The sequence below is a fragment of the Kribbella flavida DSM 17836 genome (assembly GCF_000024345.1).
Taxonomy (GTDB): Bacteria; Actinomycetota; Actinomycetes; order Propionibacteriales; family Kribbellaceae; genus Kribbella; species Kribbella flavida.
The window spans coordinates 6,977,409-7,000,710 of the sequence record NC_013729.1 but is presented as its reverse complement, the minus strand read 5'-3'; the positions used below and the strand labels follow the sequence as shown (position 1 = coordinate 7,000,710).

General features: G+C 70.4%; 19 protein-coding genes. 5 read left to right on the top strand and 14 right to left on the bottom strand.

Annotated features, from left to right (window positions below; genetic code table 11):
- Positions 1 to 42 precede the first annotated feature (42 nt).
- The 5 genes from KFLA_RS32440 to KFLA_RS32420 all read right to left on the bottom strand — a co-directional run bounded on the left by KFLA_RS32440 (position 43) and on the right by KFLA_RS32420 (position 8,112).
- On the bottom strand, positions 43 to 528 hold the full coding sequence (locus KFLA_RS32440; RefSeq protein WP_012924080.1) for a TspO/MBR family protein: 486 nt from the start codon (positions 526 to 528) through the stop codon (positions 43 to 45).
- 46 nt (positions 529 to 574) lie between these two features.
- Positions 575 to 1,825 carry an ROK family transcriptional regulator gene (locus KFLA_RS32435; protein WP_012924079.1) on the bottom strand — a complete coding sequence of 417 codons (1,251 nt, stop codon included), beginning with the start codon at positions 1,823 to 1,825 and terminating at the stop codon, positions 575 to 577.
- 149 nt (positions 1,826 to 1,974) lie between these two features.
- Complete coding sequence (locus KFLA_RS32430; protein WP_012924078.1) at positions 1,975 to 4,893, bottom strand: helix-turn-helix transcriptional regulator; 2,919 nt, start codon at positions 4,891 to 4,893, stop codon at positions 1,975 to 1,977.
- A gap of 118 nt (positions 4,894 to 5,011) precedes the next feature.
- Positions 5,012 to 5,224 carry a hypothetical protein gene (locus tag KFLA_RS32425; RefSeq protein WP_012924077.1) on the bottom strand — a complete coding sequence of 71 codons (213 nt, stop codon included), beginning with the start codon at positions 5,222 to 5,224 and terminating at the stop codon, positions 5,012 to 5,014.
- Positions 5,221 to 8,112 (bottom strand): type 2 lanthipeptide synthetase LanM family protein, encoded by a 2,892-nt coding sequence (locus tag KFLA_RS32420; protein WP_012924076.1) that lies wholly within the window; start codon positions 8,110 to 8,112, stop codon positions 5,221 to 5,223. The genes KFLA_RS32425 and KFLA_RS32420 overlap by 4 nt, the downstream gene beginning before the upstream one ends.
- A gap of 418 nt (positions 8,113 to 8,530) precedes the next feature.
- On the opposite strand from KFLA_RS32420, the gene KFLA_RS32415 reads away from it, so the two are divergent.
- On the top strand, positions 8,531 to 9,598 hold the full coding sequence (locus KFLA_RS32415) for an MsnO8 family LLM class oxidoreductase (RefSeq protein WP_012924075.1): 1,068 nt from the start codon (positions 8,531 to 8,533) through the stop codon (positions 9,596 to 9,598).
- 80 nt (positions 9,599 to 9,678) lie between these two features.
- The gene (locus KFLA_RS32410; protein WP_012924074.1) at positions 9,679 to 11,139 is read left to right on the top strand and encodes an NAD-dependent succinate-semialdehyde dehydrogenase; all 1,461 of its coding nucleotides are present in this window, start codon (positions 9,679 to 9,681) and stop codon (positions 11,137 to 11,139) included.
- On the opposite strand, the gene KFLA_RS32405 is transcribed toward KFLA_RS32410, so the two are convergent.
- The 5 genes from KFLA_RS32405 to KFLA_RS32385 form a co-directional block, all read right to left on the bottom strand.
- The gene (locus tag KFLA_RS32405; RefSeq protein ID WP_012924073.1) at positions 11,140 to 12,363 is read right to left on the bottom strand and encodes a glutathionylspermidine synthase family protein; all 1,224 of its coding nucleotides are present in this window, start codon (positions 12,361 to 12,363) and stop codon (positions 11,140 to 11,142) included.
- Positions 12,363 to 12,779: a lipoprotein gene (locus KFLA_RS32400; RefSeq protein WP_012924072.1), complete on the bottom strand. Its 417-nt coding sequence runs from the start codon at positions 12,777 to 12,779 to the stop codon at positions 12,363 to 12,365. Before KFLA_RS32400 ends, KFLA_RS32405 begins: the two co-directional genes overlap by 1 nt.
- Entirely contained in the window at positions 12,776 to 14,134 is a 1,359-nt protein-coding gene (locus KFLA_RS32395; RefSeq protein WP_012924071.1) for an APC family permease, read from the bottom strand. Before KFLA_RS32395 ends, KFLA_RS32400 begins: the two co-directional genes overlap by 4 nt.
- 115 nt (positions 14,135 to 14,249) lie before the next feature.
- Positions 14,250 to 15,122 (bottom strand): polysaccharide deacetylase family protein, encoded by an 873-nt coding sequence (locus KFLA_RS32390; protein ID WP_012924070.1) that lies wholly within the window; start codon positions 15,120 to 15,122, stop codon positions 14,250 to 14,252.
- A gap of 27 nt (positions 15,123 to 15,149) precedes the next feature.
- Complete coding sequence (locus KFLA_RS32385; RefSeq protein ID WP_012924069.1) at positions 15,150 to 15,704, bottom strand: GNAT family N-acetyltransferase; 555 nt, start codon at positions 15,702 to 15,704, stop codon at positions 15,150 to 15,152.
- Positions 15,705 to 15,779: 75 nt separating this feature from the next.
- On the opposite strand from KFLA_RS32385, the gene KFLA_RS32380 reads away from it, so the two are divergent.
- From KFLA_RS32380 to KFLA_RS32370, 3 genes are all read left to right on the top strand, one after another.
- Positions 15,780 to 16,352: a TetR/AcrR family transcriptional regulator gene (locus KFLA_RS32380; protein ID WP_012924068.1), complete on the top strand. Its 573-nt coding sequence runs from the start codon at positions 15,780 to 15,782 to the stop codon at positions 16,350 to 16,352.
- A 133-nt stretch (positions 16,353 to 16,485) separates the two neighbouring features.
- Positions 16,486 to 16,944 carry a DUF2243 domain-containing protein gene (locus KFLA_RS32375; RefSeq protein WP_041289582.1) on the top strand — a complete coding sequence of 153 codons (459 nt, stop codon included), beginning with the start codon at positions 16,486 to 16,488 and terminating at the stop codon, positions 16,942 to 16,944.
- Positions 16,941 to 17,774, top strand: a complete 834-nt coding sequence (locus KFLA_RS32370; protein WP_012924066.1) for a cytochrome c oxidase assembly protein — start codon at positions 16,941 to 16,943, stop codon at positions 17,772 to 17,774. The genes KFLA_RS32375 and KFLA_RS32370 overlap by 4 nt, the downstream gene beginning before the upstream one ends.
- Here KFLA_RS32370 and KFLA_RS32365 read toward each other — a convergent pair.
- The 4 genes from KFLA_RS32365 to KFLA_RS32350 all read right to left on the bottom strand — a co-directional run bounded on the left by KFLA_RS32365 (position 17,704) and on the right by KFLA_RS32350 (position 23,099).
- Complete coding sequence (locus KFLA_RS32365) at positions 17,704 to 18,531, bottom strand: MerR family transcriptional regulator (RefSeq protein ID WP_012924065.1); 828 nt, start codon at positions 18,529 to 18,531, stop codon at positions 17,704 to 17,706. The genes KFLA_RS32370 and KFLA_RS32365 overlap by 71 nt on opposite strands.
- Positions 18,532 to 18,564: 33 nt before the next feature.
- Positions 18,565 to 21,033, bottom strand: a complete 2,469-nt coding sequence (locus KFLA_RS32360; protein WP_012924064.1) for a glycoside hydrolase family 2 protein — start codon at positions 21,031 to 21,033, stop codon at positions 18,565 to 18,567.
- Positions 21,034 to 21,258: 225 nt separating this feature from the next.
- Positions 21,259 to 22,356, bottom strand: coding sequence for a Gfo/Idh/MocA family protein (locus KFLA_RS32355; protein ID WP_012924063.1), 1,098 nt, complete (start codon positions 22,354 to 22,356; stop codon positions 21,259 to 21,261).
- A complete protein-coding gene (locus KFLA_RS32350; RefSeq protein WP_012924062.1) occupies positions 22,353 to 23,099 on the bottom strand; it encodes a sugar phosphate isomerase/epimerase family protein in 747 nt (248 codons plus the stop codon). Before KFLA_RS32350 ends, KFLA_RS32355 begins: the two co-directional genes overlap by 4 nt.
- Positions 23,100 to 23,302 lie beyond the last annotated feature (203 nt).

Sequence of the window (23,302 nt, the reverse complement as noted above, 5' to 3'; positions counted from 1 at the left end):
TCATCCCACTGCAGTGTCACAGCCGTGTGCCGAGTGGTCAGCTCAGCGGTTGAGCCACCAGATCGAGGCGTTCAGCGCGGTGGCGAAGGTGGTCCAGGCCCAGTACGGAACCAGCAGGGCCGCGGCGGACCGGCGGACCCGGGCGAAGGTGAGCACGGTCCACGCGATGGTGGCCCAGAGCAGCACGATCTCCACCAGGGCCGGTCCGATCGCTCCGGCGCCGAAGAACAGCGGAGTCCAGGCGGCGTTGAGGAGCAGTTGGACGGCGTACGGGACGAGTGCGCGGCTCCAGCCGACGCGGCGCCAGACGAGCCAGCCGCTGACGGCGATCATGGCGTACAGGACTGTCCACACCGGGCCGAACAGCCAGCTCGGCGGCGCCCAGGACGGCTGCTGCAGCTGCTGGTAGCGCTCGGCGGTGCCGTCCACCCCGAGGACGCCGATCAGCGCCGCGGCGGCGACCGCGGCGACCAGCAGAACCAGTACGCCGGCGCTGCGAACCGGGCGGCTCTCGGTCCAGGTGCTCATGGGTGCGCGGTGCCCGCCGGTCAGGACGAGCAAACCGCTGCAGAAATTATGCGGTGGTGGTCAGCGCCGGAGTCGGGAGCTTGCGCTGCCACACCTCGTCCAGCGCCATCCGCATCGCGCCGGTGACGACAGCGTCCTCGGCGAGCGCGGACAGTTCCAGCTTCGGGTGGTTGAGCGTGAGCAGCCGCAGCTGGTCGGAGATGGCGTCGAGCAGTACGGCGCCGGCGCGGGCGACGCCGCCACCGATCACCACGGCCGTCGGGTCGAGCACCAGGACAGCGGGGGCCAGCGCGCGGGCGAAGTCGCGGGCGACCTGCTGCACGACGGCCTGAGCCACCGGATCACGCTCGGCGGCCGCGGCGAACACGTCGGCCGTGTCCAGCTGGTCGCGGCCGAGCTCGGCGAGCCGGGAGTCCGGGTGGTCGAGCACGGCCTGCCGGCCGAGCGCGGCGATCGCCTCGGAACCGACGGCACGCTCCAACGGTCCGCGACTGTCCTCGGGATTGATCACGTCGTCCGTCGCGGTCGCGATGAAGCCGATCTCGCCGGCGGCGCCGGTGCCGCGGTGCAGCCGGCCGTCGATCACGATGCCGGCACCGAGCCGCTCACCCCACTGGACGGCCAGCAGCGTGCCGGTCCCGCCCCGGGCGGCGGCGATCGCCAGGGCAGCCAGGTTGGCGTCGTTGTCGAGCATCACCGGGCAGTCGAGCAGGCTGCGTACGTGCTTGACCAGGTCGACCGAGGACCAGCCCGGCACGCTCGGGGCCAGCTGGACCCGGCCGGTGTGCTCGTCGACGATGCCCGGGCTGGCGGCGACCGCCGCGGCGATGTCCTCGGCCGGGACCTCCGCCTCGTCCAGCGCCTCGGTGATCACCTCGCTGATCACGCCGAGCAGCTCCTGGGCGGTCCAGCCCGGGCCGGACCGGCGGACGAGGGACAGCTTGCGACCGGCCAGGTCGGAGACACCGACGGTCACCCGGTGCGGGCCGACGTCCAGCCCGAGCACCGGCGCCGCGCGGCCGCGCAGCGAGACCCGGATGGCCGGCCGGCCCAGCGAGCGGTCGGCGGAGTCGGGACCGTGCTGCTGCAACCAGCCGTTGTCCAGCAGCTCGTCGACGGCCTGCGCGACGGTCGGTCTGGCCAGACCGGTCCGCTCGACCAGCTCCGCGACCCGCAGCGGCGCCGGGGCGGACCGCCGGACCGCGTCCAGCACCGCCGCCACGTTGATCCGCCGCAGCATCGTCGTACCGCCGCCGCCGACCGTTCCCTTGCCCATGTCCGACCCCTTGCCTGCCACTCGCCCATCCTATATATAAAGCGAGCGTTCATAAATTATCGACGGAACGACGCGCGCCGCGGGGTGGGCGGCCACCCCCTGAGGTCCGTGCGTCGACACCTATCACCGACCGGGCACCCACCGCCTGAGCACACGCGCGGACCCCGGGATCAGTCCTGCAACACCGTCCGCGCGAAGCTGCTCAACGCCTCACGATCCGGCTGCCGCGTCTTGGTCATCAAACTCGCCACGTGCTTCTCCACGGTACGGGGAGAGATGTGCAACCGCGACGCGATCGACTTGTTCCCGATCCGATCCACCAGCAACAGGCAGACCTCGTACTCCCGGGTGGTGATCCCCAACTGCCGCAGATGCGCCGGCACCTGATCACTGCCCGACCGCCGCTGCGACACGGTCGCCCCGAGCTGCCGCAACATGCTCCGGCAGGCACTGGCGACAGCCGGTACGTCGGCGCGGTGGAAGTGCTCCTCCGCCAGCCGGAGCCAGAGCACGGGATCGCCCCATCCGTCGGCCGCCGCCTGCTCGGCCACCAGCCGCAGACCGAGGTGGCGTGCCATCGGATAGATCTCGGCGGTTTGCAGCGCCTCGTCGACCATCGCCGAGGCTTCCTCGGCGCGTCCGTCCCGTCCCAGCAGGACAGCGTGCGCCAACTGGACAAATTGCCGGTTCCAGCGCATCCGGCTGGCCGCGGTGGCCATCACCGCTTCAAGGTGTTCCCAGCTGTTTCGGCCGGCGAGTACGCCGAGCAGGAGCCCGACACCGTTCTTGCCCGCCAGATGGAACATGCTCGGGTTCTGGGCGTCGTAGGCCAGCGCCTGGGCCATCTCGTTCTCGGCGAGCTCGCGGTTCTCCTCGAGCAGCGCACAGAAGGTCCGCGCCAGTCCGAAGGACACCGGCAGCTCGTGCGACGCTCTCTCGCCGTACTCGGCAAGTTCGGCGAGGGTCTGCTCCATCGCGGCGCGCCGGCACTGATGGCCGGCCAGCATCGCCTTGGTCACCAGCACGTACGGCGCGCCGCGGCCGAGCTTGAGCCGCCGGGTGACCTCCAGGCACTCCTCGATCTTCACCGCGGCCACGTCGTACTCGGCTCTGAGCACGGCTTGCTGGGCAAGGATTCGGTCGACGTCGTAAGCGCTCGGGATCGCCCCGATCTTCAGCGCCTGCTGCCTGGCCGTCTCCAGCTCGGTGCCGTCACCGTCGGCGAGGTAGATGGTGCCCGCCTGGAAGATGTGCGCGACGACGCGCTGCAGCCCCATGTTGTTGTCGGTGGCTACCTGCCGAGCGCGCTGGAAGTACCTGATCGACTGCTCGAGATCGTGTTCCCGAGCGAGGATGCCGAGCAGTTGCCACGCATCGGCTTCGACCGTCGGCAGGTTCGCGCGTTGCGCGGCCTCCGCGGCCCGGGTGGCCAGCTCGGTGGCCGACTTGAGCCGGCCCGGACTGGTCCTGGTCATTTCGACCGCCGCCGCGATCGCCTCCAGCGGGGCGAGGTCGGCGTCGCCGGCCTCCGGTCCGAGCAGGGCTCGGGCGGAGCCGATGTGCGAAATCGCAGCGGACCAGCGACTGGCGGAGTAGTTGAACTCCGCGAGACGGACGTGAAGCCGGGCCACGTTGCGACTGTCCAGACCGCGACTTGCCAGGTGGTCGACAAGCTCCGGCCGGGCGGCCGGGTGCTCGAACTGCCCTGTCTCGCCGAGCGCGAGCAGCAGGGAGCCCAGCACGTCCGCACGGTACTCGACATCTGGATCGTCGGCCAGCAAGGTGAAAGCGCGATCGAGCAGCCGCGCCGCACTGCCGAGCGAACCCTCGTCGAAGGCCCTCCGCCCTGCCTCGGCGAACAACCGTGCCGCACGTGCCGGGTTCCCGCCGGTCTCGGCCAGTTCCGCGACCATCAACGACCACTCGCCCGGCAGCCCGGGGTGGAGCAACTCGATTGCGTCGGCGCACCGGCCGGCCAACGTCGCACGCTCGGTCGGGTTCAGCCCGGCGAGCAGTGCCTCGGCGGTCAACGGATGGCGAAACGCGTACCAGTCGGGAACCGGTTCGTCCGGCCCGACCAGCTGTGCGGCCAGGCCGGCCCGCAGGGTGGCGAGCAGTTGCCGTTCGTCGATCGCACTGGCTTGCCGGACCACGCTCAGCGGGAAACGGTGCCCGATCACCGCTGCCAGGACAAGCAGCTCTCGGGACTGTGGACCCAACTGGTCGGTCCGGCTGTTGATGCTGTGCACCACAGCGGCCGGAATGGTCATCCGGAGGTCGTCGGCAACCTGCACCACACCGTCGCCACCGGCCAGCAGTTGGCCCGACCTGCTGGCTTCCTGCAGCAACTCCTCGGCGATGAAGGGGATGCCGGCGCTGTCGGTCCAGAGGCGATCGGCGAGCTGGTCCGGGACGGCTTCCGGCCCGACCTCGAGCCGGTTGGCCGCGAGCTCGCGGACCTGGTCCCGGTCGAGAGGACGGAGTTCTGTCAGCGTGGCAGTGCCTCGCTGATCGGCCAGTTGCGCCACGACCTCGGCGGGGCAGCGTTCGGAGCGAACGGTCGCGATCAGCGCGATCGGCTGGTCCTCGAGATTGTCCAGCAGGTACTCGACGACGGCTAGCGTTTCCGGATCCGCGCCCTGCAGGTCTTCCAGGACGAGCAGGCAGCCGCGATCGCGACCGGCCGTGCCGAGCAGCCGAAGGATCGCCTCGCCGAGCACGACCGCCGAGACAGCGGTCTCGGCGGTTCCGTCGTCCCAGTCCGGGATCAGCCGGGCGAGTACCCGTCGGTACGGCCCGAGCACTTCGGGATCGGGCATCTCTCCCCGGCGAATCAACGACAGCAGCGCTTCGCTGAACGGCCGGAAGGCGACCGTCGTACCGATGGCGACGACCCGGCCCCGGAGAGTGACCATGCCGTGATCCAGCGCCTCGGTGGTGCCTACCGCGGCGAGCCGGCTCTTGCCGATGCCAGGCTCGCCGGTCAGGAAGACAGCACCGCCATGGCCGGAACGGGCAGCCGCCAAAAGGTCGTGGAGCTGTTCGATCTCCCCATCCCTGCCGACCACCTTGGGCGCATGGGTCCGCATCCCTGCACTCTAATCGTGGACAGGTCGGATCGCAGGCGGATCGGCTGGTCGGCTGGAAGTGCATCAGACGTTTGATCGGATCGTTGCCCGATCCATCCATCCGGCCGCCCGGCAGGCGCTAAAGCTCGTGCCCGACAGTCGTGAAGGTCGAGCAGCCGTCGGCGAGAGTCTGAACCGCCAGCGCCGCCATGCTGGTGGTGCCGACGAGTGCGAGCGCGCGGCGACCGATCTTGCTGCGCTTCGGCAAGGTGACGGGACCGAGCGGGTCGGTGCCTTCGAGGTCGGTGGCGGGCTGGGCGAGGTTCTCGTCGTGCGGGTGCTGGGCGGTCATGATGTCTCCCCTGTCGGTTGGTGGCCCGCCGGCGCTGTGATGGGCGCCGGCCGGGCCGGTTCTTGCAGCAGCACGGACGGGATCTGCCCGTGGAAGCCGAGGCGCAGCAGGCCGTAGCCGATTCCCGCCAGGCCGGTCAGCAGACCGGGGGAGGGAACGGCGCGCGGCGTGCCGCACTGCGGTCCGTGCTGCTGTACTGCGGCGAGCACCAGCCCGGCCCGGCGGCGCCGGACGGCCGCAACGGCTGGGTGATCGCGTTCGGTCAGCCACAACAGTGGCTCGACCGCGCCGAGCTCGCCGTGACACAGACTCAGGTCGGCGAGCATCGGACGTTCGGTGGCGTGGCGCAGGTAGGCGTCGAGGTCGACCGGTCCACCGGCGCGCAGACCGGCGAGCAACGTCCCGGCCTGGCCGGAGCACCAGCCCGGATTCGCTGCGGTGGTCTGCTCGGCTCGCTCAACCGCGACTCGGGCAGCGTGGTGGTACTGCGAATCTGCCGCGGCGTAATGGCCCAGCGCCCAAGCGATTCCCGCGTAGCCGCGCGCGAAGCCGGCCGGCTCGGCCTGCTGGAGGTGAAGGTTGACAGCGGCGAGCAGTTCGTCGGCGTACTGGGCGGCAAGCTTCGTCGTCCGTGGACCGCTGCCGATCGCCTGCACAGCGGTGAGGCCCCCGGCGGCGCCTTCGACATAGCTCGGAACGCCTTCGGAACGGGACGCTGCGTTCTCCATCAGCTGGAGCGACAGGTCCAGCCAGCTGAGCAGGCTGGAGTCGTCGAGCAGTTCGGCCAGCCTGCTGAGGCCGTAGCTGATCCCGCCCAGTCCGTGCAGGCCGGCGCCGACGGTCTGCCCGGCGTCGGGACTCGCTGCCAAGACCTCGAGCACCTGGGGGATCGGGCGGATCGCGTCGTACGCCAGTTCGCAGTACTTGGTCGCGCCGGTGAGAACTCCGGTCTGGGCCAGAAACAACGCGGTTCCGAGGTAGCCGTTGGTGAGCCCGGCGCCCATGGGAAGGATCGTCCAGTGGTGGTCGTCGAGCAGTTCGAGGCCGAGCCAGTTCGCCTGGCTGCCGTTGTCGCCGAGGACCTGGGCCATCACCTCGTCCGCGATGTCGGTGGCGGCGGCGAGCAGCTGCTCCGGATCCGCTTCGGCGGTCCCGAGTCCCGGCCGGGTGGCGGTGCTCGAGTGCAGCACCGGTGCGGGGCGAGTGGCGAGGCTCGCGGAGATCACCCAGCACTGGCGGTCCTGGTCGACCTCGCCCATCGCCGCGACCTTCGCCTCGACGGCTGCCAGGCCTTCCGTCCTCAGCAGGCCCGGGACCCGGGTGCCGTCGGAAGCCCAGACGTCACGGGTTTGCGGGCGCGTGGTGAAGAGCGGGATGTTGCCCGACCAGAGATCCGCGAGCTCGGACGGCACCACCTGGCGCAGCTCCTGGTTGGCATCCCACAGCAGGTCGAGCAGTGAGCTGTGGCCGTCGGCATCGTGCAACGCAGTGGGATGGGTCGACTCGTCGAGCAGGGTGGCGTAGATCCGCGAAGGACGCGGGACGTAGCGGATCTCGTCTGCCGAGCACCGGGTGAGCAGGCCAGCTGGACCGAGCAACTCGGCGCGGTGCCGGGCGATGGCTTCGTACGCGCTGCGAAAGCCTGCGAGCAAAGAGACTTCGTGGTCCCTGGGCTCGGTCACCGACCCGCGCAGAGTAGGTCGGTTGTCGCGGTACTGGTTCTTGCCGGCGCGGCGTACGAGGTGCATCGAGTCGAGTCCGGCATCCGCCCAGTCGACGACCTCGTGGGGAGCTACGCCGTCGTCGCCGCCGATGCCGGACAGATCCGCGGCACCGTGCTCTCCGACCACCATCAATGGCAGCAGTGCGGTCCGGGAGACCGAGCTGAGCAAGGCGGTGTGGGCTGGATCCTGACCGAGCGGACCGGTGCTCGCCATGGCCGGATGGAACAGCGTCTCGACGTCGACGAGAACCGGCTGGTCGCCGCCGGCGATGAGGTTCTCGTGGTGCATGTCGGTGCCGTCGAGCACGTACAGCAGAGCCAGCAGAGCGCCTTGGCGGTGGTAGAAGCGGCGTACGGCGGCCAGGTCGTCGCACGGCGCGTGCTCGATGAACTCCATCCACCCGTAGCCGGGGCGGCGGACGATCCGTACGGTGCGCAAGGCCGCGGCGGTCCTGCTGTTCAGCCAGTCGACGATTTGGTTGAAGTGCTCGTGCAGATCCAGGGGCCGAGGCTTGTAGACGACCTTGCGACCGTCGGCGAAAGTGAGGACGGTCGTGCAGCGACCGCCCCGGTGAGGGTCGCCGCCTGGATCCACACCGGCGAGCTCGCCCGGGTCGCGGCCGTGGAAGAGCGTGGTGACCAGCAGTTCGCGGTCCTCGGCGAGGCGGGTCAGCAGTTCGTGGTGGGCGGCTACGGACTGCCGGCACGCCTCGCCCAGGATGCGGGCCAGGACGGGGTACTCGGCCAGGAGGTCCGCCAGCTCGCTCCCTCCTGCGAGCCGGTGGGTGAAATCCAGGAAACGTTCGTTCGGGGTGGCGCCGGTCAGGTCGCCGCGGACCCGAGCGCGGTGCAGTTCCAGGACCAGGGTGCGGGCGGACAGCTTGAGCAGGCGGTGGCCCAGGCGTTGCAGGAACTGGTCGGTGACCGGGCCGGTGTGTCCGGCGGCGAGCAGGTCGTTGCGGGCGGTGGCGAGCAGGGGAGCGAGGCAGCGGAGCAAATCGTGTTGCCAATCCCCGGTTGCCGCCTCCGGCTCGTGGGTGGTGGCGGTACTGCGCTCGATGTACTCCGCCCAGGCCGGGCGCTGCGCGCCGGACTCGTGCGGAGCCAGCCCAGCGGACCACCAGGCCGTGGGATGGGCGGTTGCCGCCGTCGCTGAGTCGAGCACGCCGACAGCGTGGCAGCAGGCGCGCGAGAAGACATGGGTATGGAACCCCCATATTCCCGCAAGCGTTCGCTTCGACGTACGTGTCCGGCAAACGCTTGTTTTGCTGCTGTCCGCGGGACGGTGACTGGGGGTTGACCGCCCCGCGGCAGCAGGACCTGTCCCGGGCCGCCTCTGGTGGAAGGCTTTCCGGGTCAGGAATCCAGGTGTGGCGAGAGACCGTGACGGTTCCCGCTGGTCGTGGTCGTCGTGGCCGGCCTCCCGCTGTCGGGTCGAACTGCTGGAACGCCGAGAACGATGCCTGAGGCGTCAACGGCCCGGCAAGAGCCGTCGGCCCCCATCTTTCGGCGCCGGGTGGGGGTGCGGAACATGGGGGTGGATCCCCCATGTGCGATCGGCGGACAGGTGACACGGTGGGCAGGTGTTCAGCCCAGCTCCCGGACTCCCGGTCTCCGCCCACTCGGTGCTCGACGTGGTGCCGCAACCGGCCGGCCAGTCCGCCGCCGCCGCGTTGCGGGAGACCGTGGAGGTCGCCCAGGCGGCCGACGATCTCGGCTTCCGCCGGTTCTGGCTCGCGGAGCACCACGGGGTGCGCGGCTTCGGCAGCGCGTCGCCGGCGGTGCTCGCCGCGGTGCTGGCGGCCCGGACCGACCGGATCCGGCTCGGGTCCGGCGGGATCTTGCTGGGCAACCACCAGCCGCTGCTGGTCGCCGAGCAGTTCGCGGCGCTCGCGGCGGCGTACCCGAGCCGGGTCGATCTCGGCGTCAGCGAGGGCGCCGTCTCCGCACCTTGTACCGCGGCCGCTCTGGGCTGGTCCGGTGACGCGCGGGAGACCTTCCCGCAGCGGCTGGACGAGCTCTGCCGGTTCCTGCGTGACGGTCTGCCCGGACGGGTTCCCGTCGGAGACGTCCGCCTCACGCTGGCCGGGCTGCCACCACCGGTGTTCGTCCTGGCGAACCGGCCGGCGACGGCGCAGCTGGCCGCGGTACGAGGGCTGCCGGTGTTCCTCACCGCGTCGGAGGCGACGGTGGCGGCCGCGGCGGCGTACCGGGACACGTTCGAGCCGACCGGGCCGACCGGCAAGCCGTACCTCGGGGTGTCCGTCGGGATCGTTGCCGCGGACACCGACGAGGAGGCGCTGAACCGGCTGGCGGAGTACGTCCGGGTGAAGCACCGGCTGAGCACGGCCTCGCTGCGGGCCACTCCGGCCGAGCTGCTCGAACTGCTGGCGCCGCCGCTCACCGGCCGCGAGCGTGGGCGGGCAGAGCGGCTGCTGGACGACCCGGGGCACATCGTCGGTTCACGCTCGACGGTGGCCTCCGGGCTGGCGACCCTGGCCGCCAGCACCGGCGCGGACGAGATCATGCTCACCCCACTCGCGTACGACGGTCTGGTGCGCTCCTCGATCCTCCGCACGGTCGCGGCGGCTCTGACCCGGGCGATCCGCACCGTGCCGCGCTCGGCCCCGCACTTCGTCGCCACCGCCTGATCGCCACCGCCTGATCGCGCCCAACGCTCGACCGCCCCGACCTAAGGTGGGTACTGCCCCACTACGGAAAGGCAGAGCTGATGTCGCGCGAGCAGGAAGTCGTCCAGGAGTGCCCGACCGAGCTGTTCGTCGGTGGCAAGTGGCGAGCGGCGGAGAGCGGTAGGACTCTCGCCGTCGAGGACCCAGCCACCGGTACGACGTTGTGCGAGGTTGCCGACGCCGGTCCGGCCGACGGTGTGGCCGCACTGGACGCGGCCGTCGCCGCACAGGCGGACTGGGCTGCCACCGCTCCGCGCGAGCGCGGCGAGATCCTGCGCCGGACGTACGAGCTGATGACCGAGCGCGCCGACGAGCTGGCGCTGCTGATGACGCTGGAGATGGGCAAGCCGGTCGCGGAGTCCAAGGGCGAGATCGCGTACGCCGCGGAGTTCTTCCGCTGGTTCGCCGAGGAGGCGGTGCGGATCGACGGCGGCTACCAGGTCGCGCCGAACGGCAAGGGCCGGTTCCTGGTGACGCGGCAGCCGGTCGGGCCGTGCCTGCTGATCACGCCGTGGAACTTCCCGGCCGCGATGGGCGCCCGCAAGATCGGGCCGGCGGTCGCGGCCGGCTGCACGATGGTGATCAAGCCGGCCGCGCAGACGCCGCTGTCGATGCTGAAGCTGGCCGAGCTGATGACCGAGGCCGGGTTGCCGGCCGGCGTGCTCAACGTGGTCACCACCAGCGACTCCGGCGGCGTGATGGAGCCGCTGATCCGCGACCCGCGGGCCCGCAAGCTCTCGTTCACCGGCTCCACGCAGGTCGGCCGGAAGCTGATCGAGCAGTCGGCCGAACAGGTGCTGCGCACGAGCATGGAGCTGGGTGGCAATGCGCCGTTCCTGGTCTTCCCCGACGCGGACCTGGACAAGGCGGTCGAGGGCGCGCTGCAGGCCAAGATGCGCAACGGCGGCGAGGCGTGCACCGCGGCCAACCGGATCTACGTGCACTCGTCGGTGCTGGACGACTTCGCGACCAGGCTGACCGAGCGGATGTCGGCGCTGAGGGTCGGCCGCGGCACCGAGGACGGCGTCGAGGTGGGCCCGCTGATCGACGCCGAGCAGCGCGACAAGGTGAAGGAGCTGGTCGACGACGCGGTGCAGCAGGGCGCCCGCGTGCTCACCGGCGCCGAAGTTGCCGAGGGCAAGGGTTATTTCTACCCGCCGACCGTGCTCACCGACGTACCACGGTCGGCCCGGCTGCAGAAGGAGGAGATCTTCGGCCCGGTCGCACCGCTGACCGCCTTCGACACCGAGGACGAGGCGGTCGCGATGGCGAACGACACCGAGTTCGGCCTGGTCTCCTACCTGTTCACCAACGACCTCAGCCGCGCGCTGCGGGTCTGCGAGAAGCTGGAGACCGGCATGATCGGGCTCAACCAGGGCATCGTCTCCAATCCCGCGGCGCCGTTCGGCGGCGTCAAGCAGTCCGGCCTCGGCCGCGAGGGCGGCAGCGTCGGCATCGACGAGTACCTGGAGGTCAAGTACGTCGCGATCACCGTCGACTGATCACTCCGTCAGCCACTGCTTGATCGTCTCCTCGTCGGGGCGCGGCGCGGTGCCGATGGCGTGCGGGACGAAGCGGGCGTAGTAGTCGGTGATCGGCCCGTCGGACTCGCGCACCATCATGCCGGCGGCCGCCCCGTCGACGATCCAGCTGCCGATCACGGCCCGGTTCCCCTCGTACGACGGCAGCGGGCTCCACTCCTGGTAGACCATCGTGCCGGTGTCGTACGGGCCGTCGTGCACGTGGTCGTCGCCGCCGATGGTGTGGATCCGGATGTTGCCGCCCTCCCGGCCGTGCAGCGGTTTGGCCACCCACTCGAGCAGGTCGCCGGGGTGGTCGAAGTACGCCGGCAGCAGGTTCGGGTGGTCCGGGTAGAGCTCCCACAGCACCGGCAGGATCGCCTTGGTGGACAGCATCGTCTTCCAGATCGGCTCGATCCACTGCACCGGCTCGCGTTCGACGCCGGCCAGCAGGTAGCGGCCGAACTCGTCGTCGAGCATGTCCTCCCACGGGTACAGCTTGAACGCGGTCCGGATCTTCCGCCCGCCCCAGTCGACGAACGCCCGCTGCGCCGACTCCCAGCCCAGGTCCTCGATCTCGTGCCCGTACGTCGCCAGCCCGGCCATCGCCGCCGTGTCGCGCAGGTAGGCCACCGTCATCGCCTCCTCGCCGGTGGTCTCGGCGCCGGAGTTGAAGAAGTGCGCCTCGTTGCCCGGCAACCGGCCGGCGGCGAGCTGCTCGCTCCACCACTTGACCAGGCGGTCGTGCACCGAGTTCCACTGGTCGGCGTCGGGGAAGACGTCCTCCAGCCAGTTCCACTGGATCACCGCGGACTCCAGCAGCCCGGTCGGGGTGTCCCCGTTGATCTCCAGCATCTTCGGCTCGACGCCGTTCCAGACCAGGTCGAACCGGGCGTACACGGACAGGTCGTCGCGTTTCAGCGACTGCTGCACCAGCGGCAACGTGCCCGGGGCGAGCCCGAGCTGGGCGTCGCTGAACCGGTCACCGGCCGCCATCACCGACGCGGCGTGCTTGCACATCTCGTACAGCTCCTCGGTGACCCGCTCGAGGTGCAGCACCTCCTCCATGGTCACCTCGTACCACGCGCTCTCGTTCCAGTACGGGCGCTCGGTGCCGTCGGGCAGCTCGGTCATCGGGTAGACCAGGCCCTGCTCGACGACCTTGTCGCGCCAGTCCGGCCGCGGCTTGATCGCGTGTCGCCACATCAGCCGCCAGAGCTCCCCTTGCCGGACTTGCCGAACCCGCCCCGGGTGATGGTGCCGATGTCACCGCCGCCCGGGTTCAGCCCGCCGCGCCGGACCGAGGGCGCCGCGCCGCCGGTGCCGGTGCGCGGGACGGTGTAGGTGCCGGAGCCGGCCGGGTAGCGGCCACCGATCGGCGGTACGAGCACTCCGCTGCGGGTGGCCATGTAGAACCAGAAGAATCCCGCGCCGGAGCCGTTGTACTCGCGCTCGTCCTTGCAGTTCTCGTCGCTGGTCCGCTGCTCGGTCTCCGGGTCGACGCAGATCGCCGCGTAGTCCGGCTGGTCCTCGTCGTCGCTGGAGCACCCGGTCAGTGAGGCGGCGACCAGCGCGGTCAGACCGAGCGTGATCCCCACACTGCGCATCCGGCGGTCGCTCATCGTCGTCCCTCCCCTTCGGCCGGCGGCTTCATCGAGAACATCACCGCCGCGCCCACCACCATGGTCACACCGACCACAACCAGCGGGCCGGTGCCGACGTCGGCCACCGCCAGCACGAGCACCGTCGCGAACGACACGGTCGCCAGCACCGGCACCACCAGCCGCTGGACCATCCGGCCGCGGAGCTCGCCGCTGAAGTACACCGGGACGGCCAGAGCCGTGGCCAGGTAGTACAGCGAGACCAGGATGGACACCGCGGCCACGGAGTCGGCCAGTACGGCGTCCGACGTGAGCACCAGCACGACGTACACCAGCACGCTGGCGGTCGCGAACGTCCAGGTCGACACGCTCGGGGTCTGGTAGCGGGCCGAGATCCGCGCGAACTGGCCCGGGAACGCGTCCCGCCGGGCCATCGACAGCATCGTCCGGGCGGTCGGCAGGATCGTGGTCTGCGTCGAGGCCAGCGCCGACACCAGGACCGCGGCGATCAGCAGCTTGCCGCCGGCCGTGCCGAGCAGGTCGGCGCCGAGCACCGCCAGGAAGTCGTCGTCGGCGATCTCCGCCAGCTGGCCGGTCCCGGCGTACGCGACGGCGGCCCAGGCGACCACGACGTACAGGACGACGAGGATGCCGTTCGCGACGAGGGCGGCGATGGCCGGAGTACTGCGTGGGTTGCGGGACTCCTCGTTGACGCTGAACGACGAGTCCCAGCCCCAGTAGAGGAAGACAGCGACCAGTACGCCGGCCGCCCACGCTCCGTCACCGGTGTCCGAGAACGCGGGGATGCTGACGGTGCCGGCCTCCCGGAACGCGCCGACGACGAACCAGATCAGCGCGACCAGCTCGACCGACAGCAGCAACAGCTGGGTGCCTGCGGCGACCCGGATGCCGCGGTACGCGAGCAGGGCCATGCCGAGGATGAACACCGTGCCCAGCCCGGCCTGTGCCAGCCGGGACTCCTCAGCGGTTTCCAGGCCGAGCAGTGCGTAGGTGTAGACGGCGGCGACCTGGGCGAGATTGCTCATCACCAGGACGCAGGCCATCACCGTGGTCCAGCCGACCATCCGGCCGACGCTCAGGCCGAACGCCTTCTCGGTCCACGGGAACGTCGTACCGCAGTCCGGCTCGGCCCGGTTCAGCTCCCGGAAGCAGAGCGCGACCAGTACGACCGGTATCGCGCTGACCGCCAGCACCAGCGGTGCCGCGGCGCCGGTGTACACAGCCAGCAGTCCCACCGACACTGCCAGCGAGTACGCCGGGGCGGTGGAGGCGACGCCGATCGCCGTGCCCGCACCAACTCCCAGCGCGTTGCCACGCAGGCTCCGGCCCCGTGACCGCGACTCGGTCGTCGTCAAAGCCCACCGTCCCTGTCTCGTAGCGCCGGACCGTTGGCCCGTCGTCAGCCCAGACTGCCACCCCGGACGGGGCGTCGCGCCACCGCCACTCGCCGGACCGCAGGTTGTGACGGCTTCAGCCGGCCATCAGTTCCGTCACGGTGACCAACTCGTAGCCCCGCAAACGCAGCGATTTCACGATCGAGGGAATCGCCTCGTCGGTCAGCGGCGCGTTGTCGCCGCCGTGCATGTGCAGGACGACGATCGAGCCGTTGCGCGCGTTCTGCAGGACCTGGCCGACGATCGACTCGGACGACTTGGCGAAGCCGTCGGCGCCCGGAACGTCCAGGCCGACCGCGGTGACAGCGGCCGGAGCCAACTCGTGCAGGGCGGTGCCGTCGTAGCAGCCGCCGGGGAACCGGAACCAGCGGGTCGCCTGCGGGTCCAGCTCGTCCAGGATGGTGACGGCCCGGCGTACGTCGGTGAGCATGCCGGCGCGGGGGACGGTGCCGAGCGTGTAGCAGCGCTTGGTGAAGGCACGGTGGTCGTAGCTGTGGGTCGCGAGCTCGAAGAGCGGGTCCGCGGCCAGCTCGCGGGTCCGGTCCGGGTACTGCTCCATCCACAGGCCGGTGAGGAACAAGGTGGCCGGGACCCTCAGGTCGCGCAGGTGCTGGATCAGTGCCTCGTTGTAGTACGACTTCACCTGACCGCTGTGCAGCCGGCGGCGCATTGCGGTCGTGAGGTCGGCGTCGAAGGTCAGTGCGATCCGCGGCTTGTCCCGGGGACCGTGCTGCACGATCGGCATCAGCGTTCGCGCCCGGGACTCACCAGGCCGGCGCACCGGGGTGGTGCTGGGCTTCGACGACGGCTGAGCCGGTGTGCTCGCCGAGACGGTCGGCGTGGGCGAGTCCTGGACGCTGGGCGGAGCCGAGGAGCCGCCACAGCTGCCGAGCAGTACTGCCACCACCGCGCAGAACGCAGCCAACGTCCATCCCCGTGCCCCAGTCACGGAAGTCGAGTATGCCTCCGAACCGGGCTACTCCCGCGAGCGGTCCTCCCATTCGGTGCGCAGGAGCGACCAGGTCTGTACGTCGTGCGCTTCCCCGCGGTAGGGAAAGGCCTGCCGGAGGGTGCCCTCGTGTGTCATTCCCAGGCGGCGCGCGACGGCGATGCTGCGGGTGTTCGACGGGACACACCGCCACTCGACCCGGCTCAGGCCCCGGACGCCGAGCGCCCAATCGATCAGGAGCTGCGCCGAGCGGGTGACCAGACCGCGCCCCTCGGCGTGGCCGGCCAGCCAGACGCCGATCTCGCAACTGCCGTCATCGGTGTCGAAGGTGCGGAACAGCAGTCCGCCGACGAGTTCGTCCGCCAGCCAGATGCCGTAGATGCGACCCTCGTCCGCAGCCTGGCGCTCGGCATAGCGCTGCAGGAACTCACGTGCTGTTCGGTCGTCGACGACAGTCACCGCCCACGGCAAGTAGGGGGAGAGGTTCGTTCGAGCCTTGTCGACATGGGCCTGGAACTCGGCGGCCTGCCAGGGCTCGAGCGGCCGCAACTCGGCGTTGTCGGCGATCGTTGCAGCGAACATCGTGTCTCCTCAGGACCCGGGAGTGCTGGACCGCCCCACCATACATAACAATTGTTTGGTACGTACACTGGACGCATGCCGGCGAAAACGGATCACGACGCGCGCCGCCGTGACGTGTCGGCGGCGGTGTGGAAAGTCGTTGCCGCGGACGGGTTCGGCGGCCTGACGCTGCGCGCGGTGGCGGCGGCGATGGGCGGGTCCACCGGATTGGTCACCCACTACTTTCCGTCCAAGCAGGCGCTGGTACTGCACGCCCTGGAGGTTGCCGAGCAGCGGACGCAGGCCCTGGTCCCGGACACCACCGATCTGCGGACTGCTCTGATCGCGGTGCTGCCGCTAACTGCGGAAACGACCGAACTGAACCGGGTCTGGGTCAGCTCCTGGGATGTCGCGCTGGCCGACCCTCAGTTGGCTGCGCTGGAGCAAGCTCGCTACCGCCGCTGGCGAACGCGGCTGAAGCCGCTGGTCATTCAGGCGCAGAACGATGGCGACCTGATCACGGGCGATGCCATGGACCTGGCCGCCGGTCTGGCCGCCTTCACCCACGGTCTCGTGGTGCAAGCCCTGGTGGATCCGCGAACCTTCGGCCGCAAACGGCTGGAGTTGCTGCTCGACGCCCACCTCACCGCCCTCCGCCCACGCCGCTGACCCTGCGCATCCTCTAGCGCCGGCAGGCAGCTGGCTCGGATAGCGCCCGGGGATCTGGGTACCGGCGATCAACCGTCCCCGCGTGAAGGGTGTTCCGATGTCCACCGCCCGCCCACCGGCCCAACGTTCCCAGGTGCAGCCTCCACCGGAGTACGGCGTGCTGCTGCCGACTCGGTCCGTCTGGGCCGGGGTGCTGATCGGCATCGGGATCGCGGCGTTCGTCGACGAGACCGTGTTTCACCAGTTGCTGCACTGGCACCACTTCTACGACCGGTCGACGCCCGCAGCCGGGCTCGTCTCGGACGGGCTGTTCCATGCCTTCGGGTGGTTCGCGGTGGTCATCGGGCTGGTCATGGTGGCCGATCTGCGCCGGCGTGCGGGCCTGGTCGGCCGCAGTCTGGCTGGCGGCATCCTGCTGGGCGCGGGCGCCTTCCAGTTGTACGACGGCACCGTCCAGCACAAGCTGCTCGATCTGCATCAGATCCGCTACCAGGTCGACCTCACGCTGTACGACTGGACCTGGAACGTGCTGGCGGTCCTGATGGTCGTGGCCGGCGTCCTGCTGATCCGCGCCGGGCGCACTCGGCCATGACCCACTCGCACGACCATCAGGCGACCGGGCTGGCGACCTTCGCTGCCCTGCTGACGGCGTTGGTCCTGGTGATCGTGTACGCGTGGGCGGTGCAGCGGCTGCAGCGGCGCGGGGACACCTGGTCCGTCGGGCGGTTCCTGTGCTTCGCCGGTGGAGTGCTCGGACTCACTGCGGCCTTCGCCTTGCCGCTGCCGGGTCGAGCGTTCACGGCTCACATGACCCAGCACCTGCTCATCGGCATGCTTGCGCCGCTGCTGATTGTGCTGGCCCGCCCGCTGACCCTCGCTCTCCGCGTACTCCGCCCTGGCCGGGCTCGGCAATCCTTGCTCGCTCTCGCGCACTCCAGGTGGTCGAGCTTCGTGCAGCTTCTTCCAGTGGTCGCTGTCCTCGAGGTTGGCGGTCTCTGGGCGCTCTACCGGACTCCGCTGTTCGCTGCGTCGCAGGAACGCCCCTGGCTGCACGCGGTGGTTCACGGGCACGTCATCGTGAGCGGACTGCTGTTCGCCTTCGTCATCTGCCAGCTGGATCCCGTTCGGCGCCGCTACGGCCTCGTGCCGCGCGCCGCGACGGTCGTTCTGGCCGGCGCGGCGCACGCCGTACTGGCGAAGTCGCTGTACGCTTCTCCGCCGCCGGGCACCACGTTCGCTGCTGCTGACCTGGCTGTCGGCGCGAAGGTCATGTACTACGGCGGCGACGTGGTCGAGATCTTGCTGGCTGTCGTCCTGGCCCTGCAGTGGTACTCCGCCGAAGGCCGGAGGTTCACGCGCGGGCTGCGGCCAGGTACCAGTTCAGGGCGGGCGTTGGGTCGGTTGGGGCGGGCCAGTCGTTGAGGACTGCCAAGAGCTCGACGTAGCGCTGCCTGCGCGGGTCCGATGCCAGCCGGAGGTGGTCGATGTCCAGTGGACCGAGCTCGACGACGATCGCGGCTGCGGCAGGGGAGTCGGGCGAGAGGCCGTCGAGCTGTGCCACTCGGTCGCGGACGACAGCGACGGCATCGGGACGCGGCACGCCGTCGGCCGGCACATTCTTCACGAGCTGCCGCAGAAGGTCCCGGAAGTCGGAGTCCTGGCAGAGCGAGCCCAGCTCCAACCAGGCTTCCAGTTGCTGGACGGTCGCATTGTCCGGCAGCGCAGGGCGCATGGTCTGCCGGGCGGCCGCGAGCGAGGGCCGGGGATCGGCGAAGACTGACTCCAGGAAGCCCTCGACCAGGGTGGTCCGTTCAGCAGCGGTCAGCGCTGCCAACCGCTGCAACTCGTGCAGCCGCTCCGGCGAGAGGGCTGCAGAGCGGAGGACCGCCTGCCGCACGCGGAGGGCCCGGATCTGCACCTCCAGCGCGTCCGCCTCAGCAGCGGCGACCTCCGCCAGCGAATGCTCGCGCTGCAGCACCTGCTGGATGGTCGCCAGCGGCAGACCGAGGTCGCGCAGCGTGCGGATGAGCTCCAGGCGGGCCAGCGCCTCCGCGTCGTACTGGCGGTAGCCCGCCGAGGTGCGGCCGGTGGGCGGCACGACCCCTCGATCGGAGTAGAAGCGGATCGTCTTCACCGAGAGCCCGGTCCGTCGGGCCAGCTCACCGATCGAGTAGGTCATGCCCTCACTGTGCCGTCTCCCAGCGGGGGAGACTCAAGCCACCAAGTCGTTCGCGGACCGCAGCACCGGTACGCCGACCGTGTCCGGTGCGGCGCCGCCCGTCACGTGGAAGGTGTGCGCCTCGCCCGCCGACAGCGTGATCAGGCAGCTGTCGACGCGGGCCGCCGCGTCCAGCCGGTCCGGGAACAGCGCGAGGTCCTTCACCAGCGCGGTCGCCGTCACGGTCACGTCGTACCCGTCGCCGGTCGCCGTCACCGACGACGTGAACGCGTCGCCGACCAGCTGCAGCGCGGTGTCCTCGACGAAGTACCAGTACGCCGTACTGCCGTCGGCCGCGCGCACCTCGACGTACTCCGTCGTCGGGTCGCCGGGAGTGGCGACCGAGGCGGGCAGCGAGTTCAGGACCGCGGACCGCGGACCCACCTCCAGGCTGAACGTCTCCTGCGCGAGCACCTCGCCACCGGCCGCGGTGCTGCGCCGGGCCACCGTCACCTCGGTCGACCAGGTCTCCTCGGTGTCGTTGTGCGCGGCAACCACCGGGCCGTCCTCGCGCGGCTGCACGGTGAGCAGCCGGTCGGCGTACACCCGGCGCAGCGCGAACCACAGCGGCTTGCGGATCCCGTGCCCGTCGACGGCCGCCCAGGAGATCACCGGCCAGTTGTCGTTCAGCTGCCAGACGACCGCCCCGGTGTTCAGCGGGAACAGGCTGCGAAAGTGCTCGATGCCGTAGGCGACCGCGCGGGCCTGGTTGAGCTGGGTGGTCCAGTGCCAGTCATCGATGGTCTTCCAGCGCGGCAGGTGGTTGCCGAGCCCGCGCTCCAGCTTGAGGTTGCCCTCGTTCGCCTTCTGGTGCACGAGCATCTGCTCGCCGTACGGGTCGAGCGGCTCGTCGTGCACCACCGAGGTCAGCGTCGACCAGGCCGGCGGTCCCTGGAAGCCGAACTCGGAGACGAACCGCGGCTGGTACTTGCGGTACGTCGAGTAGTCCACCTGGTTCCACACGTCCCAGATGTGCATGGTGCCGTGGCGCTCGTCGTTCGGGTGGATGAAGTGGTCGTAGGAGTACGGGCTGCCCGGCGAGTACGGCGTCCGCGGGTCCAGCTCGGCGACGATCTTCGGCAGCAGGTCGAAGTAGTACCCCTCGCCCCAGGTCCGGCCGGCCAGCGGCTGGCGCCAGCCCCACTCGACGTAGCCCCAGATGTTCTCGTTGTTGCCGTTCCAGACCGCGAGGCTGGCGTGCCGTGCGAGCCGGGTGACGGCCTGCCGGGCCTCGGCCTCCACCTCGCTGCGCAGCGGCTCGTCCTCCGAGTACGCCGCGCAGGCGAACAGGAAGTCTTGCCAGACCAGGAGGCCGACCTCGTCGCAGATGTCGTAGAAGTCGTCGGTCTCGTAGATGCCGCCGCCCCAGACCCGGAGCAGGTTCATCCCGGCGTCGACGGCGTCGGCGATGCTGCGCTGGTAGGTCTCGCGGTTCAGCCGGGTGACGAACGCGTCGTCGGGGATCCAGTTCGCGCCGCGCACGTAGACCGGCTTGCCGTTCACCGACAGCACGAACGGGCCGCCGTGCTCGTCCGGTGCGACGTCGACGGTGATCGTGCGGAAGCCGACCCGGCCGGTCCAGTCGCCGGTCTGCTCGCCGGCGCGCAGCGACACGCTCACGTCGTACAGCGGCTGGTCGCCGTACCCGCGCGGCCACCAGCGGTCGACGGCGTCCAGCGTCGAGGTGACGCCGACCTCGGCGGTGCCGGCCGGCACGGTGGTCTCGGTGCTGGTCCCGCCCACCTCGACGGCGACGGTGGCGTCGGCGGTGAAGCCGTCGGCCCAGGCCAGCGTGACCCGGGTGTCCAGCACGCCGCGGTCGCCGTCCAGACCGGCCAGCGGGCGCACGGTGTCGATCCGGACGCCGGTCCACGACTCGATCCGGATCGGCCGCCAGATCCCGGCCGTGGCGACGTCCGGTCCCCAGTCCCAGCCGAAGTTGCTGGCCATCTTGCGCAGCGCGTTGTACGGGTGCAGATTCGTGTGCGGCCAGACCCCGAGCTGCTCGGCCAGCCGGTTCGCGGTCTCCACCGGACCGGCGAACTCGATCACCAGTTCGTTGCTCTCGGCAACAAGCAGAGCGGTCACGTCGAACCGGTACGAGCGGTGCTGGTTGCTGGTCCTCGCCACGACCGTGCCGTTCAGCGTGACGGTGGCGACCGTGTCCAGCCCCTCGGCGACCAGCTCCTGGACCGCGTGCCCGTCGGCGTCCCAGTCGAACTCGATCCGGTAGCTCCAGCTGGTCCGGCCGATCCAGGCCAGTGTGCCCTCGTTGGCGCCGTCGAACGGGTCGGGAATGACGCCCGCCGCCAGCAGGTCGGTGTGCACCTCGCCCGGCACGGTCGCGGTGACCGGCGTGGTCCGCAGCGCGCTGTGCCGGTCCGGTACCGGGCCGTCGACGGCCCGCACGGTCCAGGCGGCACCGCCGGCGGAGGTCAGGGGGACAACGGTCAGGGAGGTCATCGATCTCATTTCATGAACCGGTTCAGTTGAACAACGACGAAGCAGCCGGCGGGGTGGCCGGGCTCAGGTCGCGGGCTGGGTTGGCGGACTCGAGTCGACGAACCCGGATCGGCGAACCCGGATCGGCGGGCTCGGGTCGGCGGGCTCAGGTCGCGGGGTGGGCCGGGGTGAAGGAATCCCCGGCGAACACAGCGGTTCGCCGGGGATCCGATGCGTCGACAGCGGTCAGAGCGTGGCCGCGGTGACGTCCCAGTCGTCCGGCAGGACGGGCGGGACCTCGACCGTGCTGGTCACGTCGACGAACGTGCCGGACTCGATCGAGTCGGTGATCGAGGCCATCACGTCGACGACGTGGAAGGCCAGCGCGCCGGTGGCCCGGTGCGGCCGGTCGGCCCGGATCGCCCGCGCCATCTCCAGAACTCCGGTACCCCGCTCGGCGGTGGCCTCGGTGGTCGCGACCGACTCCCAGTCCTCGCCGTCGCGGCGGCGGACCTTGAGCTCACCGTCGAAGCGGTTCGGGTCCGGCAGGGCCAGCGTCGCCTCGGAACCGGTGATCTCGACGAACCCGGCCCGCGGCAGCGGGGAGTCGAAGCTGAAGATGCTCTGCGACGACTGACCGGACTCGAACCGTGCGATCGCGCTGACGTGCGTCGGCACGGTGACGTCGAACTCGGTGCCGGCCAGCGGGCCGGAGCCGATCGTGCGCTTGTCCCGCGACTTCGAGCCGAGCCCGGCGACGGCCGCGACCGGGCCGAACAGCTGCACCAGCGTGGTCAGGTAGTACGGGCCGATGTCCCACAGTGGGCCGGCGCCCTCCTGGAACAGGAACGCCGGGTTCGGGTGCCAGGACTCCGGGCCGGGCGACTGCATCAGGGTCAGCGCGGTGAGCGGCTGCCCGATGTCACCCTTCTCGATGATCCGGCGTGCGGTCTGCAGGCCGGGACCGAGAATGGTGTCCGGCGCGCAGCCCAGCCGCAGTCCCGCGTCCTGGGCGGTGGACAGCAGCTTCAGCCCGCTCTCCTGGTCGAGCGAGAACGGCTTCTCGCTCCACACGTGCTTGCCGGCGGCGATCGCGGCCAGCGCGACCTCGACGTGCGCGATCGGAATGGTCAGGTTGACCACGATCTCGACGTCGGCGTTGTTCAGCACGGCCTCGGGTCCGCCGTGGGCGGGGATGCCGTACTGCTCGGCCTTCTCTTTGGCTGCCTCCGGCCGCAGGTCGCCGATCGCGACGACGCTGAGGTCGGGGAAGCTCTGCATGCTCTTGATGTAGGCGTCGGAGATCACCCCGGCGCCGATCACGCCTACGCCGACCGCGCTCATGCGAAATCCTGCCCGGTGAGGTAGCGGAAGCTGCCCTCGACGGCGTCGAAGATCTCGCCGCTGAAGTCGTCCAGCTCGACGACGCGCAGCGCGGTGGGCGCCGCGGCCAGGATGTCCTGCACTGCGATGGTGCCGTCGCCGACCGCGACCTGCGCCTTGTTGTCCAGGGTGCCGTCGCCGTCCTTGACGTGCAGCGCCTTCACCCGGTCACCAAGCCGGCCGAGCAGCGCGGGCACGTCGGCGCCACCGACGGCGGCCCAGTACGTGTCGACCTCGAGAATGACCTCGTCGGACAGGTGCGCGACCAGGATCTCCAGGCCGTGCACGCCGTCGATCACCGACTCCAGCTCGAAGTGGTGGTTGTGGTAGCCGACGGCGATGCCGTGCTCGGCGCCCTCGGCAGCCGCCTTGTTCAGCGCCTCCGCGGTCGCCTTGATGTCGTCCGCGGACTGCCAGCGCGCGGGCTCGACGAACGGGTCGATGACGGTGCCGATGCCCAGCTGCTGGGCGGCCTCGAAGATCGGGCCGCTGTCCTCGCGGAGCAGGCCGGCGTGCGTGCTCGGCGCCGACAGACCGTACTTGGGCAGCGCTTCGGCGAGCTGCGGGGCCAGATTGACCAGACCGAACGGCTCGACCTTCGTGTAGCCGATCTCCGCGATCCGGGCCAGCGTGGCGTCGAAGTCCTCCTCCAGCTTGTGCCGCACGGTGTAGAGCTGGAGGGACAGGTTGTCCACTGCGACCATTCTTCTCTCCTCGTCGCCGGAGCTTCTCCGCTGCCCAAAGAAGACCCGGCCTCGGTTGACCGAACCGGTTAAGTACCGACCGGCAGACTATCCCACCTTGCCCGCCCGGACCAGAGTGCAACCACCCTCCGAACACGTCCCCGGCAACCGCTTCCCGACCTCCGTTCCGCAACCTTGTGCACGGACCGGCCGGAAACCGGCGC

Coding starts and splice junctions, on each gene's coding strand:
- KFLA_RS32365 (WP_012924065.1), bottom strand. CDS start 18,531: ATGACCTACTCGATCGGTGAGCTGGCCCGACGGACCGGGCTCTCGGTG.
- KFLA_RS32410 (WP_012924074.1), top strand. CDS start 9,679: ATGTCGCGCGAGCAGGAAGTCGTCCAGGAGTGCCCGACCGAGCTGTTC.
- KFLA_RS32405 (WP_012924073.1), bottom strand. CDS start 12,363: ATGTGGCGACACGCGATCAAGCCGCGGCCGGACTGGCGCGACAAGGTC.
- KFLA_RS32430 (WP_012924078.1), bottom strand. CDS start 4,893: ATGCGGACCCATGCGCCCAAGGTGGTCGGCAGGGATGGGGAGATCGAA.
- KFLA_RS32425 (WP_012924077.1), bottom strand. CDS start 5,224: ATGACCGCCCAGCACCCGCACGACGAGAACCTCGCCCAGCCCGCCACC.
- KFLA_RS32400 (WP_012924072.1), bottom strand. CDS start 12,779: ATGAGCGACCGCCGGATGCGCAGTGTGGGGATCACGCTCGGTCTGACC.
- KFLA_RS32350 (WP_012924062.1), bottom strand. CDS start 23,099: ATGGTCGCAGTGGACAACCTGTCCCTCCAGCTCTACACCGTGCGGCAC.
- KFLA_RS32355 (WP_012924063.1), bottom strand. CDS start 22,356: ATGAGCGCGGTCGGCGTAGGCGTGATCGGCGCCGGGGTGATCTCCGAC.
- KFLA_RS32385 (WP_012924069.1), bottom strand. CDS start 15,704: ATGTTCGCTGCAACGATCGCCGACAACGCCGAGTTGCGGCCGCTCGAG.
- KFLA_RS32370 (WP_012924066.1), top strand. CDS start 16,941: ATGACCCACTCGCACGACCATCAGGCGACCGGGCTGGCGACCTTCGCT.
- KFLA_RS32440 (WP_012924080.1), bottom strand. CDS start 528: ATGAGCACCTGGACCGAGAGCCGCCCGGTTCGCAGCGCCGGCGTACTG.
- KFLA_RS32380 (WP_012924068.1), top strand. CDS start 15,780: ATGCCGGCGAAAACGGATCACGACGCGCGCCGCCGTGACGTGTCGGCG.
- KFLA_RS32360 (WP_012924064.1), bottom strand. CDS start 21,033: ATGACCTCCCTGACCGTTGTCCCCCTGACCTCCGCCGGCGGTGCCGCC.